1 protein-coding gene is annotated in these 1412 nt (G+C 64.4%); it reads right to left on the bottom strand.

Annotated elements, in window-relative coordinates; translation table 11 throughout:
• On the bottom strand, positions 1 to 1412 hold a 1412-nt coding region (locus AN233_RS06350), incomplete at both ends, for an LAGLIDADG family homing endonuclease (protein ID WP_281176531.1).

Below are 1412 nucleotides of genomic sequence, written 5' to 3'. Positions count from 1 at the left end.
GTACTTGGAGTCGTCCCAGTCGTTGAAGCTGCCGCGCTCCTCGGCGAGCTCGTGGGAGGTCCACTTCGAGCCGTGGTTGATGTGGGTCATCAGCTGGCGCGCGACCTCGTTGCCCTCGTCGGTGCCGTACCGGATGCCGAGCTGGACGTACAGCTGCGCAAGCCCCATGACGCCGAGGCCGATCTTCCGCATGTCGCGGACCTTCTGTTCGATCTTGTCGACCGGGAAGTCCGACATCGTGACGACGTTCTCGAGGAAGCGCGTGCCGTACGCGATGCGGTCGTCGAACTCCTCGTAGTCGAGCGCCTCCTCGAGGAACGCGTCGACCGCGTCCGCCTGCGAGTCGTACTCGTCGGCGTGCTCCTCGGACCAGACGCGCCAGTCGGGCGCGTCCTCGGCCGCGAGCGTGGAGAGGTTGATGTGTCCGAGGTTACACGCCTCGTACTCCTCCAGCGGCTGCTCGCCGCAGTTGTGAACCACGAGTCCGTTGGCAACGAAGGAGTTCGTGTCGGGCTCGGTCAGGTCATAGACGGTTTCGTGGCCGTCGTGGTCGACCGATTCGACGGTCGCCTCGAACTGCTCGCTGTAGGGTCCACGGTCGTAACTATCGAGCCGCTCCGCGAGTGCCTCGTTCTTCGAGTCGAGCAGGAAGCCGATCTTCTGCTGGAACCGAGCTAGGTTGTCCTTCGCGATAACGAGGTCGTGGTCGGCCTGCCGTTCGTACGTGGCCGTGCCACCGTTGCCGTCCGGCATCTCCTGCTCGCCGGCTTCGTGGCGTTCCTCGTAGAGCTTGCTCGCGATGCCGAAGTTGAGCAGAAGCCGCTGGACATCCGCAAGCAGGTCCGTGCTGACGCTGGTGAGGCGGACGGAGTTACCCTTCTCCGTCTTCCCTTGCACACCACCGTCTGCGGTGAACAGTGCTTGCAGGAACCCACGAGCCATCTCCTCGCTACCGCGCATGACGGCATCGGGTACCTGCAGTTTCTCTTCGGTCAGCTCGGCCTGCTCTGCGTACTCGTAGAGACGAGCGGAGCGGACCCGCTGTTCGACCGCGCCCGCACCACGGTAGTCGTCGCCTCGGCTGATTTCACTGACACCGACCTCGTAGTCCGCGTTCCCTGTCGGTTCGCGGACGACTTCGTTCACGTCGGTCGCGAAGGATTCGGCGACTTCCTCGTCCTCGTCGTAGAAGTTCAGCACCGCACGCTCCTCACCGTGCTTGAGGTGACCGTCGCCGACGAGCCAGCCAAGGGTTCGACCTTCCGCCGCGGAACCGTGCTGGCCGAACGAGCCTTTCCGGTTCTGGATGTGGACCGTGTCGCCGGCGTCGAGTTCGCCGGCCTCGACCCATCCGTCGTCGGTCATGACCCGGTGGTCAGCAGTCAGACGGAGGCTGTACCCCTCCTCGGTAG

This window comes from Haloparvum sedimenti (assembly GCF_001462205.1).
Classification (GTDB): Archaea; Halobacteriota; Halobacteria; order Halobacteriales; family Haloferacaceae; genus Haloparvum; species Haloparvum sedimenti.
This window is presented reverse-complemented; position numbering and strand designations above follow the sequence as displayed.